The organism is Streptomyces sp. F63, assembly GCF_018070345.1.
In the GTDB taxonomy this organism is placed as follows: Bacteria; Actinomycetota; Actinomycetes; order Streptomycetales; family Streptomycetaceae; genus Streptomyces.
On record NZ_JAGPXX010000001.1, the window covers coordinates 20,070 to 42,079 of the forward strand.

Here is a 22,010-nt window from a genome sequence, read left to right on the forward strand (position 1 = left end):
GCGGCGGCCGTCCGGTGCCGGACTGGCAGCGGCGACCGTCCGGTGCCGGAGGGGCCGGCAGCCCTGGCGTCGGGGGGACGTCACGAGGGCTGCCGGAGCCGGGGTCCCCGCGCCGTGCGGAGACGGGCCGGGGTGGCGCGCGCGGGCCGCCGGGGCGGGGCGGAGACCGGCGCGGAAGAGAACGGGCGCAGGAACGCGGGCAGGGCCGTCGTTGGAGAGCCGCGCGTCCGGGGGTTTACGGCAGGCCCGCAGGGCATACGGGGAACCGGGACACGGGGTAACACCCGGAGGCCGGAGGGCGCGTCGCATGCGCGCCCTCGGCTTCCGGCCGTCACCCGGCGCTGTCCCGGAAGCCCTTCCCCGGGCCCTTCCTCCCACGGGCCCGCAGTGAGCGGAGCCCGCGGCTGTGCCCCGGAGTGAGGCGGCAGGGAAGCCGTCCGCCGGGCCGGCCCGCGGGAAGGCGCCCCGGCGGCGTCCTCCGGGAGCGCCGGATACCTCCCGGGTTCAGATGCTCTTGCCGTGCTCGCTGAGCCAGGCCGCCGGGTTGACCGGGTCACCGCCGCCGGGACGGACCTCCAGATGAAGGTGCGGGCCGGAGGAGTTGCCGGTGGAGCCGACGCGGCCGATCGTCTCGCCGGTTGTGACCTCGCCGGAGGTGACGGTCATCGAGGAGAGGTGGCAGTACCAGATCTCCGTGCCGTCGTCGAGGGTGAGGATGATGCGGTAGCCGTACGAGCCGGCCCAGCCGGCCTCGGTGATCGTGCCGCCGTGCACCGCCTTGACGGGGGTGCCGGTCGGGGCGGCGAAGTCCTGGCCGGTGTGGCTGCTGGACCACATGGAGCCGGACTCGCCGAAACCGGAGGTGAGGGTGTACGAGGACAGCGGAAGCGCGTAGCTCGCGGCCAGCTTGGCCAGCCGCTCCTCCTCCGCCTTGCGCGCGGCCTCCTCGGCCGCCTTGCGCTCGGCCTCCTCCGCGGCCTTCTTCTTCGCGGCCTCGGCCTCGGCCTTCTTGGCGGCGGCGTCCTCGGCGGCCTTCTCACGGGCGGCCTGCTCTGCGGCCAGCCGCTCGGAGGCCTCGGCGACGCTCTGCTGCTGCTCCGCCTGGCGCATGATGCGGGCCCGCAGGGCCTCTCCGGCGTCGGCGCCCTGCGCGATCTCGTCCGTGGTGAGCCCGGCCTGCGTCAGCGGGGCGCGGCTCGCGGTGGCGGAGACGTCGTTGGAGCCGCCGACCAGGGAGTCGATGGCGGGCAGTTTGTCCGTCACCGGGGAGAGGTCGGGAAGTGAAATGGGAGCCGGGGGGCGGTCCTTGGCGGTGGCCATGCCGCCGGCGCCGACAGCCGCGATCACACCGACCCCCAGGACGGCGCCGCTTCGGGCCATGCCTCCGCCGCGCTGTTTGACGACGCGGTGCCTGCCCCGTACCGGGGCGGTGGATTCGGCGGTGGGATTCCACTCACCGACGGGCTCTCCGTCGAAGCCGGGACCGGAGGTGGACGGACCGGCCCACGTTTCGGTGGCAGGGCTGCTGGACGCCACGGAGGCGCACTCCTTTCCTTCCTTCTCGCCTACCGGGTTAGCTGACGGGTTCGGAGCAGGAAGGTCTCCTACGGTTCCCTCCTGACGGAGAGGCCCGATTCACCCCAAGGATTGGTTCCCCGGTTCCCTTGGTGCAGGTGGTGCTGTTCCGCGCATGCGGGATTCGGCGACTGCGCGCGCGGTGCCACCTTCGGTGGCGGCTGGGACGACCGCGCTGCGTTATCGAACGTTAATTGACGGGAGGCCCGTATTCCAAGCCGTTCCGGCTGATCTTTTGGTAATGACCGACCGGAGGAAAGGGACATCCGCCGCCAGATACGCACGAGTTGGCCGGGGGTCGGGAAACCTGTTCCCGCTGATCGTGCATCAGTTGTTATCGCTCGGACACCGGAGATCACGCACCGTGTCCACGGGGCGGCGGGGCGGGCGGCATGCCGGTGCGGGCGGAAGGTCCCGCGGTGGGGGAGGGCCGCGGAGAGCCGGGGAGGAGGCCGGGAAGCAGGGTATGCGGCCGGGCGGTCAGAAGCGGTGCTCCGGGAGGACGTCCGTGACCGCGAGGAGCGCCATGTCGTCGTGGGCCAGGCCTTCGGTGTGCAGAGCCACGTCCCGCACGAGCGTGTCCAGGAGTTCCTCCGGGTCGCTGAAGGACCGGCCGAGCAGCCGGTCCCGGGGATCGTAGAAGTCACCGGCGCGGTCGCGGGCCTCCGTCACGCCGTCGGTGAAGAGGAGGAGGGTGTGGCCGCGCAGAAACTCGATCTCCTCCACCCGGTCCGGCTCGGTCCGCAGCCAGGCCAGTCCGAGCGGCACGGCGGGTACTTCAGGCTCCACGGCGCACACGGCGCCGTCCCGGGTGAGGATCAGCGGAGCCGGATGGCCGCGGTTGAGCAGCCGCAGTCTCCGGTGCCGCGGCACGGTGGGCCCCCCGCCGGACGGGCCCGGACCCTGCAGGCCGGGCCCGGCGGAACCGTCGACGGGGATCTCGGCGAGCAGCGCCGTGGTGAACCCCTCGACCTGCTCCAGGCCCTCACGGCGCTTCGCCTCCCGTAGCAGCGCGCCCTCCAGCCGCTCCGCGATCCCGGTCAGCTCGGGTTCCTCCTCCGCCGCTTCCCGGAAAGCCCCGAGGACGACGGCGACCGCCCCCACCGCTCCCATGCCCTTGCCGCGCACATCGCCGACGATGAGCCGCACCCCGTACGGGGTGGACTGGACCGCGTAGAGATCACCGCCGATCCCCGCGTCCGCCTGCGCCGCCTCGTAGCGGGCGGCGACGCGCAGTCCGCCGATGTGACCGGCGGGAGTGGGCAGCACGGCCCGCTGGGCGGCCTCCGCGACGGTCCGGACCGAAGCCAGCGCACGGTGGCCGTGGCGGACCACACGGTTGATGAAGACCGCGAGACCGGCCACGGTGACCACCGTGGCGGTGTCCAGCATCGACTGGAACTGCCCGGCCGTGCCGTGCAGGAAGGCGATCCCGAACATCGCCAGACTGGAGACGACAGCCGTCAGGATGGTGGCGAAGCCGGTGTAGAGGGCCGCGGCCACCATCGGCGCGGCCGCGAAGAACGGCGAACCGGTCAGCTTCGGCGGTGCCAGCAGCCCGAAGACCAGGCCGGCCGTGATCAGGAGGCCCGGGATCCAGCAGGGGAAAGGGGCACCGCGGAAGCGCGTTCCGCCGTCGCCTCTGCTGCACAGCTGTTCCCGCTGCACCACCTGTGATCTCCTGCCCAGGTCCCGGCCCGTCCGGTTACGGAACGACACCGCGCCCTCTGCCACCCTGTGCCGCCCCGGGAAGGGGCGCGAATCCGCGTGCGCCGAGCGGGTGACGGCCGGGCCGGGCGGCATGGCAGTCGCGCGACGCTCATGCAGCGACGGGGGCCTGCCCGCGGCCGACCCGCCGCCGGCCGCGGGTGGAGGCCGCCAGTGGCTCCGGGCCCGGTGGTTGTTGCCCCCTTTCGTGTAGCTTCGAAGGTATGAGGAGCACATCGCGCAATGCCGTGCTCGGACCGGTGCTCGCCCTGCTGGCGGCTCTCCTGGCCACCGCCGGGCTCCTCGCTCCGGGCGCCCGGGCGGCCGACGGCCTCAGCGGCGCCGCGGAAGCCCTGCGGGACGGCCCGGTCTATGTGGACCCCCGGGCGTCCGACCGGGTCTCCGGCGCCGAGGCCGAGGCCCTGACCGACACCATCGAGAACGCCGACAAGCCCGTCTTCGTCGCCGTCCTGCCGAAGACCGCGGAGTTCGACCCGGACACCCTGCTCCAGGACCTGCGGACCCGCGTCGGCATCAGCGGCGTCTACGCGGTCGCCCTCGGCGACGGCTTCGACGCGGGCGCCGACAGCCGGGTGATGTCCCAGAACGCCGTGGGCAACTTGACCGGTGCCGTCGAGCGGGAACACGGCACCGACACCGCCGCCCTGCTGGACGACTTCGTCGGCCGGGCGGTCCAGGAGGCCAACGGATCCGCACCCGGTTCCTGGAGCGGTGACGGCGGTGACGGCGGGCCGAGCACGGTCGCCGGGGTCGTCACTCTCGTCACGCTCGGCACTCTGGTGCTGGTGGGCGTCCTGGCGGCCCTCACCGTCTCCCGGCGCAACCGCACCCGCCGGGCGGAACGCGAGAAGGCCGAACTGGAAACCGTGCGGCCCCTGGTGGACGAGGACATCACCGCCTTCGGCGAGGAACTGGACCGGCTCGACTTCGATCCCTCCGCACCGCAGACCGACGACGCCATGCGCCGCGACTTCTCCCACGCGCTGGATTCCTACGAGAACGCGAAGGCCGCGATGGCCCGGGCCCACCACCCCGGTGACGTCCGCCATGTCACCGAAGCCTTGGAGGACGGCCGCTTCTCCCTGGCCACCTTGGAGGCACGCCGCGCCGGCACCCCGCTGCCCGAGCGCCGGCCGCCCTGCTTCTTCGACCCCCGCCACGGCCCGTCCACCGAGGACGCCGAGTGGGCGCCCGAGGGCGGGACGGCACGCACCGTCCCCGTGTGCGCCGCCGATGCCGCCCGGATCGCCGACGGCCGGGAACCGATGGCCCGTACCGTCGAGACGGCGTCCGGCCGCCGGCCGTACTGGGAGGCCGGGCCCGCCTATGCCCCCTGGGCCGGGGGCTACTTCGGCGGCGGGATGCTGCCCGGACTGCTGGTCGGCACCATGCTCGGCAATATGATGTTCGCCCCGCACGCCTATGGCGCCTACGGCGATTACGGCGGCGGTGACCTCGGTGCGGGTGCCGAGGGCGGCGAGTACACCGGCTCCGACTTCAATCCGGGCGACTTCGGCGGAGGCTTCGACGGCGGAGGCCTCGGTGGCGGAGGGGACTTCGGCGGTGGCGGAGGCTTCTGAGACCCGCGGAAGTCCCTAGTCTCCCTCCGCCCCCGGGTCCGGCGGCCCGGGCTTCCACCGGCGGCTTCCAGCGGCCCCGGGCCGCCGCCCCCGCCCCCGCACATCCCCGTCAGTCGCTGAGGTTCCGTTCGGCATAGACCTTCATGGAATCCCTGACGAACTCAGCGACCCCCTCGCCATGCCGTTCGTAGTGCGCGGTGAACCTCGGATCGGCGACGTACATCTCGGCCAGCCCGATGAAGTAGCCCTTGGAGGGGTTGGGGACGGCGTCCGCCAGCCAGGCATAGTGGCGCCGGGTGATCGCCTGCGCCTCCTCACCCTCCGGGGAGGCACCGGCGCGTGCCGCGTTGCCGTAGTCCTGGGCGATGTCGGACTGCCGCTGCTGGAAGGACTGCCGGTTCTCGTCGCCGAGCGAGCGCCACCAGCGGTCGGAACTGTCGTAGGCCTCCTGCCCCCAGCGCTCGATCACCTCCTCCTTGTGCCGAGTGTGGTCGAAACCGTCGAATATCTCATCGGCCATGAGCTGTTCGCCTCTCTCCGTCTTGCGCAAGGTGGTCCGCACCGACTCGATCTGCCGCCCGATCCGATCCCGCTCGTGCTCCAGCAGCCGCAGATGCGTCCGGAGCGCCGCGGTCTCGTCTCGCTGCCCGGCCAGCACTTCCGCGATGGCGGGCAGCCCGAGGCCCAGTTCGCGCAGCAGAAGAATCCGCTGGAGCCGGATCAGAGCGGACTGGTCGTAGTAGCGGTAGCCGTTGCCGCCGATGCGGCTGGGCGGCAGCAGCCCGATGTCGTCGTAGTGGCGCAGCGTCCGGCTGGTCGTCCCCGCACGGCGCGCGATGTCCTGGATCGACCACTCCATCGCGGCTCCCCCCTTGCTGTTTCCACGTCCCCGGGCGTCTCTCACCCGGTGCTCACGACCGTAGAACTTGACGTAGCGTAAAGGTCAACCCGAGGCGGGCCGGACCGGCTCGGCTTCCGGCAGCCGGTCCGCGGGAGGACCGGACGGTCGCGCACGGCGGCGCGGCGGCCGTCCGCCCCAACACCGCCCGGAGACCGCCCGGACCGTCGAGTCATGCCGCCGAAGACAGCGCCCGGAACGGTGGGAGACCGCTCCGGGCGCACGGACGAGGGGAGGGGCCCGCCCATGACGGGAACGCCGGGGCCGCAAACAGCAGCCGGAACAGCGGCCGCCACAACGGCGGCGAGCGCGACAGGGCCGGGAAGCCGTCCGGCCCGCGGTGCCCGCCATGGGCAATGCCGCGGCCGGGACCTCTCCGGGCAGGTGGCTCTGGTCACCGGAGGGACGGCCGGACTGGGTCTGGCCATCGCCCGGGGCCTGGCCCGCGCCGGCTGCTCGGTCGTCGTCGCGAGCCGGAACCCCGCCGCCTGCCGGTCGGCGGCGGAGGAGATCGCCGGGGACTCCGGCGGGCCGGCCCTGGGCCTCGCGTGCGACGTCCGGGACGAGGAGTCCGTGCAGCGGCTCGTCGACGAGACCACCGCACGCCACGGCCGCCTCGATGTCCTGGTGACCAGTGCCGGAGTGCAGGCCCGCGGCGCGCTCACCGACATCGGCGTGGCCGCCTTCCGGCACTGCCTTGAGGTCAACGTGGTCGGCACGTTCCTGGCCTGTCGTGCGGCCGTACCGGTCATGCGCTCAGCCGGGTACGGCCGGATCGTCACCCTCGCCAGCGCGCTGGGCCTCGTCGGGGCCGCCGACCGCAGCGGCTACGCGGCGAGCAAGGGAGCGGTGGTGCAGTTCACCCGCAGCCTCGCCGTGGAGCTGGCCGGTACCGGCATCTGCGTCAACGCGCTGGCGCCCGGGCCGTTCCGCACTCCCCTGAACGAAGGCGCGGAGGACGATCCCCGGGTGCGCGACTTCCTCGGCCACCAGGTGCCCGCGGGCCGCTGGGCGGACCCGTCCGAACTGGTCGGTGCGGCACTGCTGCTGGCCGGCCCGGACGCCTCCTATCTGACCGGCGCGGTCCTCCCGGTGGACGGCGGCTGGACCGCGCACTGAGCCGGGCGCGGAGGAAGGAGCGGAGGAGGGCCGGACCGCGCGCGCCGCACCGGACGGCCCGCGGGCGGCCCCGTACGGCGGCGGGAGTGACAGCGGCGGCACGGCGGCGGTGGAGGACATCCGCGACGGCGGGGGGACGTCCGCGGCCGTGGGGGGACATCCGCGACGGTGGGGGACATCCGAGGCGGCGCGCACGCATGGCGGCGGGGACGGCGGTCCCACCCGCCGTCCCCGCCGTGGAGCCTTGACCGCGCCCGTCCCCACGGGCCGGTCCGGAAACCTGCCGGACGTACGGTAGGACTGCGCCGGGCACGGATCGTATCCGTGTCCGGGTGCCCGACCGCACGTCCGGCTACCCCAATGTGTCCCGCCCCCACAGCAGGACCCGCACCACCCACCATCGCCGCTGCGGCACACGGGCGGCAGGGCCCGGTCGGCCCACGAGAGGGACCATTGGTCCCCCTTCTCCTCCTCCGCGGCCTTCTCCGCCGGTACGCACCCGCGGCCCACGCCCGCGCGGGACACCGGAACCGCGCACGCCCGGTGCCGGGGAAGCCGCCCCGGCGGGCGGCGGACGCCGTCGCCGCGAACGTCGCCGCCGCACCCTTCAACCCGGCCTGCCCCGGCGGGCGGCGGCCGTCCGGAGCACCCCGTCGCACGGCATGCGGCACGCCGGGGCCCTGCCGGCCGGACGGCGCGGCCGGTCCGGCACCCCGGTCCGGCACCCGGTCCGCACACGCCAAGAGAGGCCCGGACCGGGCCTGACGCCGATCCGGACCTCCGGGGTAGGCCGTGTGGGACTCGAACCCACAACCAATGGATTAAAAGTCCACTGCTCTGCCAATTGAGCTAACGGCCCCTGGTGGTGCTCCCCCGAGCATAGCCCTCCGCGGGGCCCGGGCCGATCGGGTATACCCCTGTCCGCCCACGGCGGCGCCGGTGCCGGCGGGAACCCGCGCCCGGTGGCTCGGGCCCGGACACGGCCCCGGGGCCCGTACGCAGTCGGCGTACGGGCCCCGGGGCGGGTGTTCGGTCAGGCACCGTCAGCCGTTGCGCTTCCAGCGGGGCTTGTCAGCGCGGCGGTCGAACGGGCGGCCGCCGGTGGCGTTGCTGCTGCCGCGGTGGCCGTCACGGCGCGCCGGGCGGTCGTCGCGGCTGAAGGGACGGTCGTCACGGCGGTCCCGGTTGTGCGGACGGTCGCCGCCTCGGTGGCCGAAGCCGGGGCGGTCGTCGCGGCGCTCGTGCGGGCGCGCTCCGCCGAAGCCGCCCCGGTCGTCGCGACGGTCGCGGCCGTAGCCGCCGCCCGGACGGTCGTCACGGCGGTCACGGCTGTAACCACCGCCCGGACGACCGCCGCCGTAGCCACCGCCGGAGCGGTCGTCACGGCGGTCACGGCTGAAGCCGCCGCCGGAGCGGTCGTCACGGCGGTCACGGCTGTAACCACCGCCGGAGCGGTCATCCCGGCGGTAGCCGCCGCCGTAGCCGGCGGAGCGGTCGTCGCGACGGTCACCGCGGTCGCGGCCGAAGCCCCCGGAGGAGCGGTCGTCCCGGCGCTCGCGGCCGTAGCCGCCGCGGTCACCACGGTCGCCGTAGCCGCCGGAGCGGTCGTCGCGACGGTCGCGGCGGTCGAAGTTGCCCCGGTCGTCCCGGCGCTCGCCGGCGGGCGCGGACTGGGCCGGCACGGGCGCGGCGGCCCGCGACTCCTCCTCGGCGGCCTCCGCCGCAGCGGCGGCGACCGTGGCCTCGGCCGCGGCGGCGACGGCCGCTTCCGGGTCCTCGCCCCGCTCGCGTGCGGCCCGCGCCACCAACCGGTCGGCGTCCGCACGGAGTTCGGCCGCGCGGCGCTGTGCCCGCTCCAGCTGCCGGGTGAGGTCCTGGACCTCGCGCTCGGCCTGCTTCGCGGCGTTGCCCGCCGACTCGGCCTGCACCTCGGTCAGCGAACGGGCACCGGTGATCCGGGCCACGTCCTCGTCGAACGCGCCCGCTCCGCCGACGATGTGGCGCGAGGCGTCGACGCCCGCGTCCTCCATCAGCCGGAAGATCTGCCTGCGCTGGTGCGGCAGCGCCAGGGAGACGACGGTGCCGCTGCGGCCCGCGCGGGCCGTACGGCCGGAGCGGTGCAGGTAGTCCTTGTGGTCACCGGCCGGGTCCACGTTGAGGACCAGGTCGATGTCGTCGACGTGGATGCCGCGCGCGGCGACGTCCGTGGCGACGAGGCAGTTGACGTGACCGTCCTTGAAGTCGGCCAGCGTCCGGGTCCGGGCGCCCTGCGTCATACCGCCGTGCAGCGCGTCCGCGCGCACCCCGGTGTCGAGAAGCTGCTCGGCGACGCGGTCGGCGCCCATCTGAGTCCGCACGAAGATGATCGTGCGGCCCTTGCGGGCGGCGATCGCGGCCGTGACGGGCGCCTTGTCCTTGGGCTTCACGACGAGCACGTGGTGGCTCATGGTGGTGACCGCGCCCTGCGCCGCGTCGACCTCGTGTGTCACCGGGTCGACCAGATAGCGCTTGACCAGGGTGTCGATCTCGTTCTCCAGCGTCGCGGAGAACAGCAGGCGCTGGCCGCCGGCCGGCACGAGGTCGAGGATCTCGGTGACCTCGGGCAGGAAGCCCATGTCGGCCATCTGGTCGGCCTCGTCGAGGACGGCGACCTCGACCTTGTCGAGCGTCGCGGCACCCCGGTCGATGAGGTCGCGCAGCCGGCCGGGGGTGGCGACGAGGATGTCGACACCGCGCTCCAGGGCGTAGATCTGGTTGCCCATGGAGGTGCCGCCGCAGACGACCTTCATCTTCAGGCCGAGGACGTCGCCGTAGGGCTGGAGGGCGTCGGCGACCTGCATCGCCAGCTCGCGGGTCGGGGTGAGGATCAGGCCCCGGGGGCGCTTCTTCTCGGTGCGGCCCTCGGCGAGGCGGGTGAGCAGCGGCAGACCGAAGGAGAGCGTCTTGCCGGAGCCCGTGCGGCCGCGGCCGAGGATGTCCTTGCCCGCCAGGGCGTCCGGGATGGTCGCCGCCTGGATCGGGAACGGGGTGACGACGCCGTTCTGGGAGAGCTTGCGGACGATCGCCTCGGCCAGACCGAGGTCGCCGAAGGTGACGCCGGGGGTCGCGGCGGCCTCCGCCCGGGGGGACTCCGGGGATTCACCGGTGGTGGCGGGGTTCTCGTCGTCTCCGGTACCGGGGAGGGCGGTGATCTCCGCGTCCTCGGGCATGACGGCGCGGTCAGTGGCAGAAATGGACATGCGAAATGCAAACCTTCCGGAGTCTCGGCACGCGCCCAAACTCCGTGTATGCATACGCCCGCCTCTATGCGGTCAGCCACGGTTCGGTACAGGAACGCGCCACACGGCGCATTCATCGCCTCGATCTTCGAGGAGACATGGTAGCGCCGGGCAAATGGGATCAAACGATCTGTCACCATACGCACCCGGAACCCCGAAGCGCAAATCGGCTCCGGCGGGAGGTCCCGGGATGGGTGCGGTGGTCGGTCGCGGGGTCGTCGTCGCGGTCCGAACCGCGCTCCTCCAGCCTACCGGACGGGCACGGCAACCGGATCCGCCGGTGCGCGGGCCCGGTTTCCCGGGTGGTGCGGAGCACCATCCCGCCGCGGGCCGGGCTGCGGTGTCCCGCCCGCCGGCACCGGCGGATCCGGGCGTTCCCGGGGCCGGACGGCGTGGTTGTCCCGCGGTGTCCGTGTCCTGCGCGGCGCGGGCGGAGTTGAGCAGACCGGCCTGCCCGCCCCGCTATCCGGAGGTGCCCGCCCGTGCGCCCGCTTCCCAGCCGTGTTCCCGTCCCCTCACCGGTCGCCGGAACCCCCGCCGAACCCCTGACGGCCCCGTGGGCGGCCCCCGGCGGCACGGCGCGCAGGCCACCCCGCCCGCACACCCACCCCCCGGCAGCCGGCGCCGCCGACCGGGACGCGGCCGTGGACGGACCCGTGACCGGGGAACGCCCGCCGCCCGGTCAGGGGCCCGGCGCAGCAGTCCGCACGGAGAGCCGCTTCCGTACCCCCCTGCGCATGGCCGCCGTCGCCCTCACCCTGGCCACCGCGACCGCATGCATGAGCGTCGGCGACGGCACGGACCCGCCGAAGCCCGCCGGACCGGCCGGGCAGGAGACCGGGGAGGGCGGCACCGGCCGCCGGTCCACGGACGAGGGCGTGGAACAGCCCCACGGCGCGGACGGAGGGCCGCAGGCACGGGCCCGGCGCGGCACGGCGGACCGCGGTCGGGGCGAGGACGGCGGCGGGGCGGACGGTTCCGGGGAAGGCCGCCCGGATTCCGGTACGGACTCCGGCGCGGGCGCCGGCACGGCATCCGGCCGCCCGGACGCCCGCTCCGGAAGGTCCTCGGTACCGGGGACCGGATCCGCTCCGGACGCGGGCGGCGGCCGTGCGGGGGACCACGGCCGGTCCGGCCCTCATGCACCGCGGCAGCCGGGCGGGGACGGGGCGCCCGCCCGTCCGGCACCGGAACCGCCCTCCCCGGAACCCGAACCGGAGCCGGAGCCGGAGCCGGAGCCGGAGCCGGAACCGGAGCCGCGGCCGTCCAGTCCGGACCCGGCACCGACGGGCGGGGAGCCGGAGCCCGGTGGCGCCGCATCGGCCACGGGCCTGTCGCCGGAGCCGGTGCCCGAACCGCTCTCGCCGGGCGTCCCGGCGCCGTGAACGGTCCCGCGGCCCGGGGCCCGTACCCCGGCCGGCGAACGCGCGCGGGGCCGCGGCCGGCGCGCCTCCGCGCCACCGGGCCCGGCTCATCCCGGGACGAGCCCTCCGGTCAGCCCCGCGCCCAGGGCGAACGCCCCCAGTCCGCCCGCCAGTGACAGGCCGACGTTGGCCGCCGCGAGGCCGCCGCGTCCTCGCTCGGCCAGCCGCAGCGTCTCGTACGAGAACGTCGAGTACGTGGTGAGCGCCCCGCACAGCCCCGTCGCCAGCAGCAGTCGCGGCCCGTCCGCGTCCGCTCCGGCGCCGAGCGCCCCGGTGAGCAGCCCGAGCAGCAGGCTGCCCGCCACATTGACGGCCACCGTGCCCCAGGGGAACACCGATCCGTGCCGTGCCTGGACCGCGCGATCGGTGAGATAGCGCAGCGGGGCGCCCACGGCGGCTCCGAGCGCGACCAGCAGCCAGTTCACCGGGCCCCGGCCTCCATCCCCGTTCCCCTTCCCCTTCCGTCCCCGGACCCGGCCTCCGGACCGGCTCCGGCCTGCGTCTCCGTCTCCGTCTCCGTCTTCCCCGTGCCGGGCAGGCCCAGGGCTCTGCGGGTCAGCACGGCCGCCGCCCACACCCCGGTCAGCGCGGCGACGAGCGTCCCCGCCGCGTAGGCCGACGCCGCCACGGTCTCGCCGCGCGCCAGGAGCCCCGGCACATCGGCCGCGTAGGTCGACAAGGTGGTGAAGCCGCCGAGCACGCCCGTGCCGAGGAAGGGGCGCAGCAGCGGATGCGGGGAGGCGTCCGGCCGCTCGGTCACCAGCACCATCAGCAGCCCGATCAGGGCGCTTCCCACCGCGTTGACGGCGAGGACCGCCCACGGGACGGTGCCGGGCCGTGCCGGCCAGGCGAGCGTCATCCCGTACCGGGCGCAGGCGCCGAGCGCACCGCCCGCCGAGACGACGGCGAGCGTTCCCCACAGCGCGCGGCCGGCGGCCTCGGCCCGCTGCTGCGGGACGTGCAGATCGATGTCGGGGTCGACCGCCAGCGGTGCCCGCCCGGCGGATGTCGCTCCCGCCGGGCGCGGGCCGCCGCCCGCGCCCTCCGCGCCGCCCGCGCCGCCCGTGCCCTCCGCGCCGTCCGCGCCGGACGGGCCCTGCGCGCCTCGGGGCGCGCCCCGCTCACCCCGTCCCCCGGGCCGGGACGGGGATGCCGGACGGGCCGCCCCGGCCGGGTCCTCCGGGCCGCCGCTGCCGTCCGCCTGTGCGTCCGTCCCGCTCATCCGTATCCCAGGGCGTGCAGCCGTTCGTCGTCGATGCCGAAGTGATGGGCGATCTCGTGGACGACCGTCACCTCGGTCTCCTCGACGACCTCCTCCCGGCTTCCGCACATCCGGAGCGTCGGCCCCCGGTAGACGGTGATCCGGTCGGGCAGCACGCCCGCGTACCACTCGCCCCGCTCCGTCAGGGGAGTGCCCTCGTAGATGCCGAGGAGTTCCGGGTCCTCGGCGGGCGGCTCGTCCTCGACGAACACCGCCACGTTGTCCATGAGCCGCGTCAGCTCGGGCGGGATGCGGTCCAGCGCCTCGGCGACCAGTTCCTCGAACTCCTCACGCGTCATCTCCAGCACGCCCCCATTCTGCGCCACCCCCGTGCTCCCGCCGCCGTTGCGCGACCGGCGACCGGCGACCGCGGACGGGCGGCGGCAGCGTCGGCAGCGTCGGCGGGAAGAAACCGGGGGCCGCGCCGGTTGACTTCCCGCATAGCGATCACCACGGAAGGGCATACGGCAGCAATGGCACGCGAACCACTCCGCCGCCGCTTCAGCCTGCCGTTCCCGGGCCGGAGCGGCGGCCTTCGCCCGCAGGTTCCGGCGGCGCGGCCGCTCGGTCACACACCGCATCCGTACGCCCGTGCCGCCGGGCTGGTGTCGGTCGTGCTGATCGGCGCCTGGCTGGGCCTGCTCGTGGTCGGCAGTGTGCAGACGCCGGTGGGGCCCATGGACACCAAGATGGCGCTGCGCCCGTCGGTCTCGGGCGGCACGAAGATCAACGTGTCACCCCTCGGCGCCCTCGAGCTCGACAGCCACCACGCGCCCCTCCGCCTCGACGTGGACGTCGACCAGCTGAACCCCGAGCGGTCCCAGGCCCTGGTCAACCACCCCGAGCGGATCGCCGGACTGCAGGAGGAGATCGCCGGGGATGTGGCCGCCGGCACCATCGACCTGGGTGTGCGGTCCGTCGTCGCCGTGGTGTCCGGCGCCACGCTGCTCGGTCTGGCCGTCTACCGGCGCCCGCGGCGCGCGCTGGCGGCGGGTGGTCTGGCACTCGCGCTGCTGGTCACCTCGGGCGCCGCGGCGTACGCCACCTGGAACCCCAAGTCCGTCCTGGAGCCCAAGTTCTCCGGTTTGCTGAGCAGCGCACCCAGTGTGGTGGGCAACGCGCGCAGCATCGTCAGCGACTTCGACATCTACCAGCAGGAGCTGGCCCGTCTCGTCACCAACGTCACCCAGCTCTACGACGCCACGGCGAATCTGCCCGTGTACAAGCCGGACCCGACGACCATGCGCGTGCTGCACGTCTCGGACATCCATCTCAACCCGGCGGCCTGGCACATCATCGAGTCCCTGGTCGAGCAGTACGACATCGACGTGATCATCGACTCGGGCGACACCATGGATCACGGCACCACGGCCGAGAACGGCTTCCTCGACCCGATCAGCGATCTGGGCGCCCCCTACGTCTGGGTGCGCGGCAATCACGACTCGGCGGCCACGCAGGAATACCTCAAGGATCTCGACAACGTCCGGGTCCTCGACGACGGCCGGTCCGTCAGCATCTCCGGGCTGCGGATCGCGGGCATCGGCGACCCGCAGTTCACCCCGGACCGCTCGGTGCAGCCGGCCGGTGACGGCGCGGAGCGGGCGGCGGGGCACCGGCTGGCGGTGGCGATGAACCAGCAGCGGGCCAAGGGCGACCCGGTCGACATCGCGGTGGCGCACAACCCGGTGGCGGCCCGCGAGACGGCGGGTGCGGTCCCCCTGGTCCTGGCCGGACACACCCACAACCGCAAGACCCACGAGCTGGACGGCGGCACGCGGCTGATGGTCCAGGGTTCGACCGGCGGGGACGGGCTCCGCGCGGTGGAGGGCGACGAACCGGCCGACGTCCAGGCCTCCGTGCTCTACCTGGACCGGGAGACCCGGGAACTGCAGGCCTGGGACGAGATCACACTCGGCGGTCTCGGCCTGTCGACAGCCGAGGTGAGCCGCCGGCTGCCGGACGAGAAGACCCCCGGCGAGGGGGCCTCGCCATCGCCCTCGCCATCACCCTCCCCCACCTCGCCGTCCGCCGGACCCGGCCCGGGCTCCGGTACGGCCTCCCCGCCCGCCCGCCGGACGCCGTCACCCTCCCCCACGGGAGCGCCGTAAACCGTTTTGGCGATCCCTCCTCGCATCCCATATGCTTCTCACGTCCCCGACGGTGCCGGAAGGCGCTGCAGGCGGGCCATTCAGCCCTCATCGTCTAGTGGCCCAGGACGCCGCCCTTTCAAGGCGGTAGCACGGGTTCGAATCCCGTTGGGGGCACGCATCACCATGTGCGAGACTGGAGAACGTCGCCGGCGCTCGCACGAGCTTGGTCCTGTGGAGCAGTTTGGAGTGCTCGCCACCCTGTCAAGGTGGAGGCCGCGGGTTCAAATCCCGTCAGGACCGCTGCAACCGCGAGGTTGCGTGGCTGGGTAGCTCAGTTGGTACGAGCGTCCGCCTGAAAAGCGGAAGGTCGCCGGTTCGACCCCGGCCCCAGCCACCACCGCCCTGACCAGGGCTTGAACCCCTCCCCGACGCAACCGGGGAGGGGTTCTTTCGTGCCGCGTACGCCAACGGCTCTCAGGAAAGGGTGTCGCCCAGCTTCCGGAGTGCCGGAGTGCCTTCCGCTGCTCGTCGAGCGAGGCATGGCGTAGACCTTCATCGTCACCCCGATGTCGCTGTGTCCCACGATCTGCCGGACGATGTGCGGCGGCACCCCCAGGTCGAGCAGCAGCGAGACAGCCGAGTGCCGCAGGTCGTGAAACCTGATCTCCAGCCCCAGCCGCTTCCGGAGCGGGTCCCAGCTCCGTCGGAGGTTGTCCGGCTCCAGCGGTGTGCCGATGCGGGACGTGAAGATCAGTCCGTGTTCCTTCCATCCCATGCCGGCCGCCGCCCGCTCCTGCACCTGACGCTCCCGGTGCTCTCCCAGCGCCTTCACGACGAGCGGCGGGAGAGGGACCGTACGGACCGACCCCAGGGTCTCGGGCCGGACCAACCGGAGCTCTCCGCCGACGCGCTGTAGCGCGCGCTCGACGGTCAGCCTCTCGCGGTCGAGGTCCACCGCATCCCAGCGGAGCCCCAGCAGCTCACCCCGACGCATCCCCAGGACCAGGGCGAGCACGTAGAGGGCGTGCAACCGGTCCTCTGCCGACTCGCTGAGGAGGCATGGTTGTTCCACAGCACGGCGTGCGCGTAGTCGTAGCGCTCCGCGTCCAGCGGCGTGCCGAGTTCGGCAGCTCCCTCCGGATGGACGGCACCGCAGCGGCAGCGGCCCGAGCCGGGGCGGTTGTGGACCGGGCCGAAGGACGGAGCGCTCAGGGTGGCGAACACCTTCGGGTGCGCCCGCACGGTCGGGGCGATCCCCTTCCCCGGGTCACCGAGCAGGCCCGAGCGGATCAGGTGGAAGGTGTTCCCGGCGTAGGTCCAGGCACAGGAGGGGCAGCGCGAGGCCCGGCGGTTGCCACACGCGATCCGCAGCCGACCACCCGGGTCGGTATCGGTGCTGTAGGAGTACAGGGCGTCCCCGGTCCGCGCGTCCCGGGCTGACTGTGGAGCCTTGCAGGTGGATCGGGTCCGAGCAGCCACCGGTGCGGCGCACCTGCTCGCGCCGGCGGTCGAAGTCCGGATCAGCGGCGACACGCAGGAGATCGGCGAGGGTCACGGGGTCAGCGCCCACGGCGGCGGCAGCATCGGCCACGGACTCAGGAGCGGCGGGAAAGACCCTCACTCGCGCCCCCGCGAGGCGTCGACGATCTCGACCTCCAGGACCTTCGCGCCGCAGCAGTCCGGGCAGTAGAGCTGAAAACCGGTGGTGTCGTAGCCGCTGCCCGCACAGGCCGGGCACTCCAGCCATTCGATGGCGCCAAAGGCCACCCCGGCAGGCGCGCGGGTTCCTGCAGGGTGCTTTCCCGCACACAGGGCAGCAGCGGAGCGAACGCCGGACGATCTTCGGGCGCGGATCGAGTCCGGTGAACTGCAGCCGGGTGATCGGTTGCCCGGTGAACCGTCGTTGGTGCGGACGTACGGCGTTGCCAAGATGACCGCCAACCAGGCACTGAAGATCCTCGTGAGCGAAGGGCTCGCGGTTGCCCGGCCCGGGTCCGGTACCTACGTCAGGGAGTTCAGGCCGATTCGGCGGGTGGCCAACGACCGATTGTCCAAGTCCCGCTGGTCATCGGGTCGTTTCATCTGGTCTGCCGACGTGGCCCAGCGCCCCTTGGTGACCGACGTCCAGGTCTACGAGACCGAGGCCCCGCACCAGGTGGGACATCTGCTCAACCTCGACCCCGGCGCTCCGGTCATCGTGCGCAGCCGGAAGTTCGTCGTCGAGGACCGCCCCGTCCAGATGGCGACTTCGTACCTCCCGGCCGAGCTGGTGCGGGGAACCGCGATCGCCCAGCCGGACACCCGCTCCACGGTGTGCGGGTCGACGGCAGACGGGATGGGAGCTGGGGAGAGTGGTGGGTTGAGGTGGTTGGAAAGGCCGTGCCACAGCCGCGCCACACGGGACGGGGGCAGCGGGGGACACCGGCCATCGGCCGTCGAACAAACTGGGGACTGCCCTCCCTATGACCCTGCCGAGGTTATCGGTTCACGATCCCCAGGACAGCGACGGCCTCAGCTGCCGAGCCGCCGATCAGGTACCCCACGCCCAGAATCCGGGCCAGGGCGTCCTCTGACATCAGCATGCGCGAGCGAAAGGGCGATGCATTGATCCACATCCGGACTATTCGATCACCGCGGCCTCCTGGATTTGCGGCGAATACATATCCCATGAGAAGTAGGCCAAGGCCACAGATCCCCGCGAAGAAGAAGGGGAACAAACCGGGGTCGCCGGTCTGGACTGTCAAATCCATCGCTGTCTCCGAACTGTGGAAGTCGGTGCGGGAGCCGGGCCCCCTGCGCACTGCATTGGATCATGGTGTCTCTTGATGAGCACGGCCGACGGCAGTCTGACGGCAACGTCAGCGAACGCCCCTGAACGCGGCCGTACGTCATTGCCTGTCAATGTTGGTCGTTGCCGGGCCGGAAGGTGATCCACTCCGTACGATCAACTCGCTTGAAAAGCGGAAGGTCGCCGGTTCGCCCCCGGCCCCAGCCACCAGAGGGAGAACGTCCCGGACGGCGCGCCGTCCGGGACGTTCTCATTGCGTTCCCTGCAAAGACACACCCCTCCAGCGGCCGGATCCCTGGGCTTCACGTGCTGACACGGCGCTGGCGTGTCAGCACCGGACCGCCGTGATTCCTGGCCGCCGGGCCCCTCCGGCTCTCGCACAGAACCCGTGCTGCCCGAGAGCACGATCACGGGAGGAGGAGCGGGGCCCCGGGCTGAGGTCTCCCGGCCGTCAAGCGCGTAGCAGGGTGACGGTGCGCCCGGAGGGCGTGGTCTGCGGTGAGAAGGCCGTGCGCTCGTGGACCGGGGCGGCCTGGGGGCGGGTGTCGAAGACGACGAGGGTGCCCGTGGACAACTCCATGCGGTCCAGGTAGTCGTCCAGCTGCGCCAGTCTCTCGCCCAGGGGATCGGGGCGGCCCTGGCGCCACACCTTCAGCTCCAGCGCTGCACGCTGTACCGCCCGCGAACCGTCGGCGGCGGTGTACGGCTGGCGAATCAGCAGGTCGACCCGGCGACGGCCGACCCCGTACTCCCGGTCGATGAAGCCCGCCCCGTTCACGATCCGGTGCAGATACGCCATCATCACCAGCTGCGCCGCCGCCTCCGGGTAGGTCGAGCTGGTGGCCAGGATCTCCCCGTTCTCCCGCCAGAACTCTGCGAAGGAACGCAGCAGCTTGTCCACGTCGATCCGGCCGTCCGGCAGCCGGAAACTGCTCGGGGCGGCAGTGATCACCGATTCCGTCCTGGTGCCCAGGACACGGACGATGGCCTCCTTGTAGATCGGGTTGGCCACCCGCACCGGCGCATCCGGGGCGATCAGTCCCAGGTCGCGCACATAGGCCAGATCGTCGTCGTAGGTGCTCGCCTCCCGTGGCAGCTCCCCCGCGATCAGCGGCTCGATCACCCGCCGCACCCGGTCCTCGCCCAGCCGTGCGGCCAGCGAGTCCAGATGCGTCGCACGCGCCAAGATCAACCGCTCCTTCGCCTCGTCCACGTGCTCGGCCGTGATCGGCTCGGACCGAGGGACCCGCATCCGCCTGGTGATCTCATAGGCCAGCGCATTGACCAGCCAGGGCTGGCCTTGGGTGCACCAGAACGCGCGCCGCACCGCATCCGGGGTGAACTGCTGCCCGGTCTCGGCTGTGTGCTGCCCGTACAGCTCACGCACCTCGGCCTCGGTGAAGTCACCCATCCGCAGCGACGCAATCTTGATGTTGAACGGGCTCGACGTGCCGAGCCGCCCCGGATCACCGCCCGAGGCCGCCTTGTAGTCGCGCACATCACGCAACCCGCACAAGACCACCGAGCGCGGGAACTCCTCCCGCACGCCGGTGAAGCCGTCCCGCAGCTGACGCAGCACACTGCGCAGACTCTCCCCCCGCAGCGCATCGATCTCGTCGAAGAACAGCACCAGCGGACGAGAGCAGCTCCGCGCCCACTCCGTCAGCCCCCGCGCGAGCCGGGCGCCAGGCACCGCACCAGGCCAGGTGGCGGGGGGCGCGAGCTCATCGGGAAACCAGGCAGCCTCGGTGGACCGCCGGATCGCTTCCAGTACCAGCTCCTCCGCCCGGCCGTAGTCCTCCCCAGCGGGTTCGGCGCTCTCGCACGAGAAACGCAGCGCCGCGTACTGGCCCGAGGCCGTCAGGTCCCGGGCCATCGCCGCCAGCGCCGTGGTCTTGCCGGTCTGCCGGGGCGCGTGCACCACGAAGTAGTGGCCCTCGTCCACCATCTCGCGGGCCTGCGGCAGCCGCTCCTGGGCCGGCAGCATGTAGTGCCGTTCAGCGATGCACGGTCCCGCCGTGTTGAAGTAGCGCACGACACAAACGCTAGCCGACAGCACCGACAGCCTGGGGCGGACGGCGGACGGCGGACGGCGGGCCGGCCCACCGGCCGCACCACCCCGTACGGACACGAGAAGCGGTCGCAGCGGCGACCCGGTGCACCACCGTCTCACCTCGGCCACCGGCACGCCTTCCTCGCACCTGAACGGTCACGGCAGCACCTTGAAAACCAGGCCGCCGCCGCGAGAACCAACGAGGACCGCAGGAACGGGATACGGCCAGGTGGCAGCGGCGATGGTGAGGGAACAAGTGCCAGCCTCAGATGGCTGGACCAAGACGTTCACCGGTCCCCGTCTCTGTGCGGCCATCGTCGACCGTCTCACTTCCAACGGCGCCATCATCGAGACCGGCACCGACTCCTACCGCCTGGCTTCCACCCGAGCCCGGACCGAAGAACCCGCCAAGGCCAGCTGACATCCGCAGGTCCACCTCGGCGGCCAGCAGGCTTCACGAGTGGTGGGCCGCCTGCACCGTCACGCCAGCTCACAGCGCTCACGGAGGCGCTCGACACCGTCGCCTCAGAGATCAATTACGCCAGAAGTGAGCGTATCCCTCCCGTTGTGGTCCGCCGACGAGATCAAGCACCTGTTCGGCCGTCGTGACCAGCGGCATGGGGTCGGCGTGTTCGGCGACAGCTCGGTGGCCTTGCAGCAAAGCCTTTCCCAGGGCCGGGTCTGCGCTGAGCAGCCTGCGGGGGAGCCACTTGCCGATGCCGGTCCAAGCGCCCCGGTGAGCTGTGAGCAGGTGTGCTGCCTCACGCAGGGTGAAGTCGGCGAGGACGAGCTGTTCGTGCCGGTCGGCCGCCGGGGTATCGCGCAGATCGTCCATATAGCAGGTCAGGCTGTAGCGACTTTGCTCCCGCTCGGTATGGGTGAGCATGGGAGGGCCGGTCGCGATCAGCGCCCGCGCCTGTTCGCGCGTGCGGGACACATGGCCGTGAGGATCGGTGAGCGTCAGGCCCTGGTCGTACATGAAGAGGACCGTGCCCCGGCGACGGGCTCTGTCCCACTCGAAGAACTCGGGTACGTCCGCGAGGGTGTTCAGGAACAGCTCGGCAAGACGTCCGTTGTGGCGTATCACCTCCCGGCGGCTGGTATCCGAGTCGGGGAGGAGGACGGCTACGTCCAGATCACTGGACGGTGTGGCACGGCCTTGTGCGGCAGATCCGCCGAGTACAGCGCCCAAGGCGTGCGGAAAGTGAGCGGCCACCAGATCCGTTGCCTGAGCTGCACACGCATCTTGATCATTCATGGCGGTCATCGTGTCAGGCTTCGGGTGGCCTCCCGGGGACACGATCAGCCCAAGGCGCCCGAAGGCCCGCACCCGCCCCGAGGCCACCACGGCTGACGGCAGTCTGACGGCAACGAAGGCGAACCTTGCCGTACGCAGCGCTACGTCAGGGGGTGCAAGCCTTGGTCGTTGTCCGACCGGGAAGGGTCCCGCTCGAACAGGATCAACTCGCCTGAAAGCGGAAGGCCGCCGGTTCGACCCCGGCCCCGGCCACCACCGCCCACCAGGGCGAAGGCCCAGCCGAGATCGGGGGCTTCTTCATGTCGTGTCGCCGGGTGGGCCAGTGCGAAGGCTCTGCTACTCAGTGGCGGAGAGGAAGGCCAGCAGCGCCGCTCCGGCTCCCAGGACCACCAGTTGCACCGTGCCGGGAATGCGCCACCGCAGGAAGAGGAGGCCACCGCCCGTGACGACCGCGCCGACGGCCAGGATCCACGTTCCGCGCAGCGCTTCCCCGGGCGCGTCGGGCGGGTTGCCGGGGTCGTAGCCGTCAGCCCATCCCGTCATGCCGTAGCGGAACAGCAGCCAGGCGATGACCATCAGGTCGATGACGAGCAGCGCCACGCCGACTCCGGCCTGCCGGCCGATGGACGGCTTGTCCCTGCTTCTCATCCCCGGCACCGCCTCATCCACGGTTGACAGCCTGCGAACGCCTGCCGTCCAGCATGCTGTCGTCGGGAGATGCCGCACATGAGTACAGCTACTCAGAGGCGCTACCGCTCAGGGGGCGGAACAGGCGGCAACGGCAGCAGTGCCCTGGAATCCGCCCCGTCCCGCCGGGCCCGTCGTCGCGCTGCCCGGGTCATGCCACCGCCACCGTCCCCGCCGACCGCGCGGGGGCGCAGGGCGCAGGGCCAGGGAGAGGATCCGGCGGGGCGGCCGGGCGGGGAGTTGGTGTGCGGCCCGGCGGGGCCCGCGGAGG

At 72.8% G+C, this 22,010-nt stretch carries 16 protein-coding genes, 4 tRNA genes, 3 pseudogenes and 1 riboswitch; of the genes and pseudogenes, 8 read left to right on the forward strand and 15 right to left on the reverse strand.

Translation table 11 applies throughout. From position 1 onward, the window contains the following. Positions 1 to 504: 504 nt before the first annotated feature. Together KBZ10_RS00070 and KBZ10_RS00075 are read right to left on the reverse strand one after the other, a co-directional pair. Positions 505 to 1,536, reverse strand: coding sequence for a M23 family metallopeptidase (locus KBZ10_RS00070; protein ID WP_307847080.1), 1,032 nt, complete (start codon positions 1,534 to 1,536; stop codon positions 505 to 507). 11 nt (positions 1,537 to 1,547) lie between these two features. Beyond that, positions 1,548 to 1,715, reverse strand: a riboswitch (cyclic di-AMP (ydaO/yuaA leader). Positions 1,716 to 2,055: 340 nt separating this feature from the next. Further along, positions 2,056 to 3,246 (reverse strand): PP2C family protein-serine/threonine phosphatase, encoded by a 1,191-nt coding sequence (locus tag KBZ10_RS00075; RefSeq protein WP_307847081.1) that lies wholly within the window; start codon positions 3,244 to 3,246, stop codon positions 2,056 to 2,058. Between the two features lie 260 nt (positions 3,247 to 3,506). Between KBZ10_RS00075 and KBZ10_RS00080 the strand changes: the two genes are divergently transcribed. Further along, complete coding sequence (locus KBZ10_RS00080) at positions 3,507 to 4,883, forward strand: hypothetical protein (RefSeq protein WP_210985373.1); 1,377 nt, start codon at positions 3,507 to 3,509, stop codon at positions 4,881 to 4,883. Between the two features lie 109 nt (positions 4,884 to 4,992). Here KBZ10_RS00080 and KBZ10_RS00085 read toward each other — a convergent pair whose 3' ends face one another. Beyond that, positions 4,993 to 5,742, reverse strand: a complete 750-nt coding sequence (locus tag KBZ10_RS00085) for a TipAS antibiotic-recognition domain-containing protein (protein ID WP_210985374.1) — start codon at positions 5,740 to 5,742, stop codon at positions 4,993 to 4,995. A gap of 423 nt (positions 5,743 to 6,165) precedes the next feature. Here KBZ10_RS00085 and KBZ10_RS00090 point away from each other — a divergent pair, with 423 nt between their 5' ends. After that, entirely contained in the window at positions 6,166 to 6,900 is a 735-nt protein-coding gene (locus tag KBZ10_RS00090) for an SDR family NAD(P)-dependent oxidoreductase (protein ID WP_210985375.1), read from the forward strand. A gap of 786 nt (positions 6,901 to 7,686) precedes the next feature. Here the strand turns inward: KBZ10_RS00090 and KBZ10_RS00095 are convergent. The 5 genes from KBZ10_RS00095 to KBZ10_RS00115 form a co-directional block, all read right to left on the reverse strand. After that, a tRNA-Lys gene (locus KBZ10_RS00095) sits at positions 7,687 to 7,759 on the reverse strand. A gap of 184 nt (positions 7,760 to 7,943) precedes the next feature. After that, the gene (locus KBZ10_RS00100; protein WP_210985376.1) at positions 7,944 to 10,139 is read right to left on the reverse strand and encodes a DEAD/DEAH box helicase; all 2,196 of its coding nucleotides are present in this window, start codon (positions 10,137 to 10,139) and stop codon (positions 7,944 to 7,946) included. A 1,510-nt stretch (positions 10,140 to 11,649) separates the two neighbouring features. Continuing rightward, positions 11,650 to 12,027 (reverse strand): fluoride efflux transporter CrcB, encoded by a 378-nt coding sequence (gene crcB, locus KBZ10_RS00105; protein WP_210985377.1) that lies wholly within the window; start codon positions 12,025 to 12,027, stop codon positions 11,650 to 11,652. Further along, a complete protein-coding gene (locus KBZ10_RS00110; RefSeq protein WP_210985378.1) occupies positions 12,024 to 12,824 on the reverse strand; it encodes a CrcB family protein in 801 nt (266 codons plus the stop codon). Before KBZ10_RS00110 ends, crcB begins: the two co-directional genes overlap by 4 nt. Then, positions 12,821 to 13,171, reverse strand: a complete 351-nt coding sequence (locus KBZ10_RS00115) for a metallopeptidase family protein (protein ID WP_210985379.1) — start codon at positions 13,169 to 13,171, stop codon at positions 12,821 to 12,823. The genes KBZ10_RS00110 and KBZ10_RS00115 overlap by 4 nt, the downstream gene beginning before the upstream one ends. A 165-nt stretch (positions 13,172 to 13,336) precedes the next feature. Here KBZ10_RS00115 and KBZ10_RS00120 point away from each other — a divergent pair, with 165 nt between their 5' ends. From KBZ10_RS00120 to KBZ10_RS00135, 4 genes are all read left to right on the forward strand, one after another. Next, positions 13,337 to 14,971, forward strand: coding sequence for a metallophosphoesterase (locus tag KBZ10_RS00120; protein ID WP_210985380.1), 1,635 nt, complete (start codon positions 13,337 to 13,339; stop codon positions 14,969 to 14,971). 83 nt (positions 14,972 to 15,054) lie between these two features. After that, a tRNA-Glu gene (locus KBZ10_RS00125) sits at positions 15,055 to 15,127 on the forward strand. Positions 15,128 to 15,178: 51 nt separating this feature from the next. After that, positions 15,179 to 15,253: transfer RNA gene (locus tag KBZ10_RS00130), tRNA-Asp, on the forward strand. A 20-nt stretch (positions 15,254 to 15,273) separates the two neighbouring features. Continuing rightward, positions 15,274 to 15,350, forward strand: a tRNA-Phe gene (locus KBZ10_RS00135). Positions 15,351 to 15,554: 204 nt separating this feature from the next. Here the strand turns inward: KBZ10_RS00135 and KBZ10_RS00140 are convergent. From KBZ10_RS00140 to KBZ10_RS00150, 3 genes and pseudogenes are all read right to left on the reverse strand, one after another. Beyond that, positions 15,555 to 15,947, reverse strand: a pseudogene (locus KBZ10_RS00140) (site-specific integrase); the annotation flags it as partial. Continuing rightward, on the reverse strand, positions 15,884 to 16,432 hold the full coding sequence (locus KBZ10_RS00145; protein ID WP_307847083.1) for a replication initiator: 549 nt from the start codon (positions 16,430 to 16,432) through the stop codon (positions 15,884 to 15,886). The gene KBZ10_RS00145 and the pseudogene KBZ10_RS00140, both read right to left, overlap by 64 nt. A 138-nt stretch (positions 16,433 to 16,570) precedes the next feature. Next, positions 16,571 to 16,720, reverse strand: coding sequence for a hypothetical protein (locus tag KBZ10_RS00150; RefSeq protein ID WP_019707161.1), 150 nt, complete (start codon positions 16,718 to 16,720; stop codon positions 16,571 to 16,573). Between KBZ10_RS00150 and KBZ10_RS29005 the strand changes: the two are divergent. Continuing rightward, positions 16,704 to 17,249, forward strand: a pseudogene (locus KBZ10_RS29005) (GntR family transcriptional regulator); the annotation flags it as partial. The gene KBZ10_RS00150 and the pseudogene KBZ10_RS29005 overlap by 17 nt on opposite strands. 181 nt (positions 17,250 to 17,430) lie before the next feature. On the opposite strand, the gene KBZ10_RS29010 reads toward KBZ10_RS29005, so the two are convergent. Together KBZ10_RS29010 and KBZ10_RS00160 are read right to left on the reverse strand one after the other, a co-directional pair. Beyond that, on the reverse strand, positions 17,431 to 17,703 hold the full coding sequence (locus KBZ10_RS29010) for a hypothetical protein (RefSeq protein ID WP_247701708.1): 273 nt from the start codon (positions 17,701 to 17,703) through the stop codon (positions 17,431 to 17,433). 489 nt (positions 17,704 to 18,192) lie between these two features. Continuing rightward, positions 18,193 to 19,776: an AAA family ATPase gene (locus tag KBZ10_RS00160; protein ID WP_307847084.1), complete on the reverse strand. Its 1,584-nt coding sequence runs from the start codon at positions 19,774 to 19,776 to the stop codon at positions 18,193 to 18,195. A gap of 289 nt (positions 19,777 to 20,065) precedes the next feature. Here KBZ10_RS00160 and KBZ10_RS00165 point away from each other — a divergent pair. Then, positions 20,066 to 20,215 (forward strand): annotated as a pseudogene (locus KBZ10_RS00165) (AAA family ATPase); the annotation flags it as partial. A 111-nt stretch (positions 20,216 to 20,326) separates the two neighbouring features. Here KBZ10_RS00165 and KBZ10_RS00170 read toward each other — a convergent pair. Next, on the reverse strand, positions 20,327 to 21,052 hold the full coding sequence (locus KBZ10_RS00170) for a nucleotidyltransferase domain-containing protein (protein ID WP_210985724.1): 726 nt from the start codon (positions 21,050 to 21,052) through the stop codon (positions 20,327 to 20,329). Between the two features lie 336 nt (positions 21,053 to 21,388). After that, positions 21,389 to 21,700, reverse strand: a complete 312-nt coding sequence (locus KBZ10_RS00175; protein ID WP_210985382.1) for a DUF6234 family protein — start codon at positions 21,698 to 21,700, stop codon at positions 21,389 to 21,391. Positions 21,701 to 22,010: the final 310 nt, after the last annotated feature.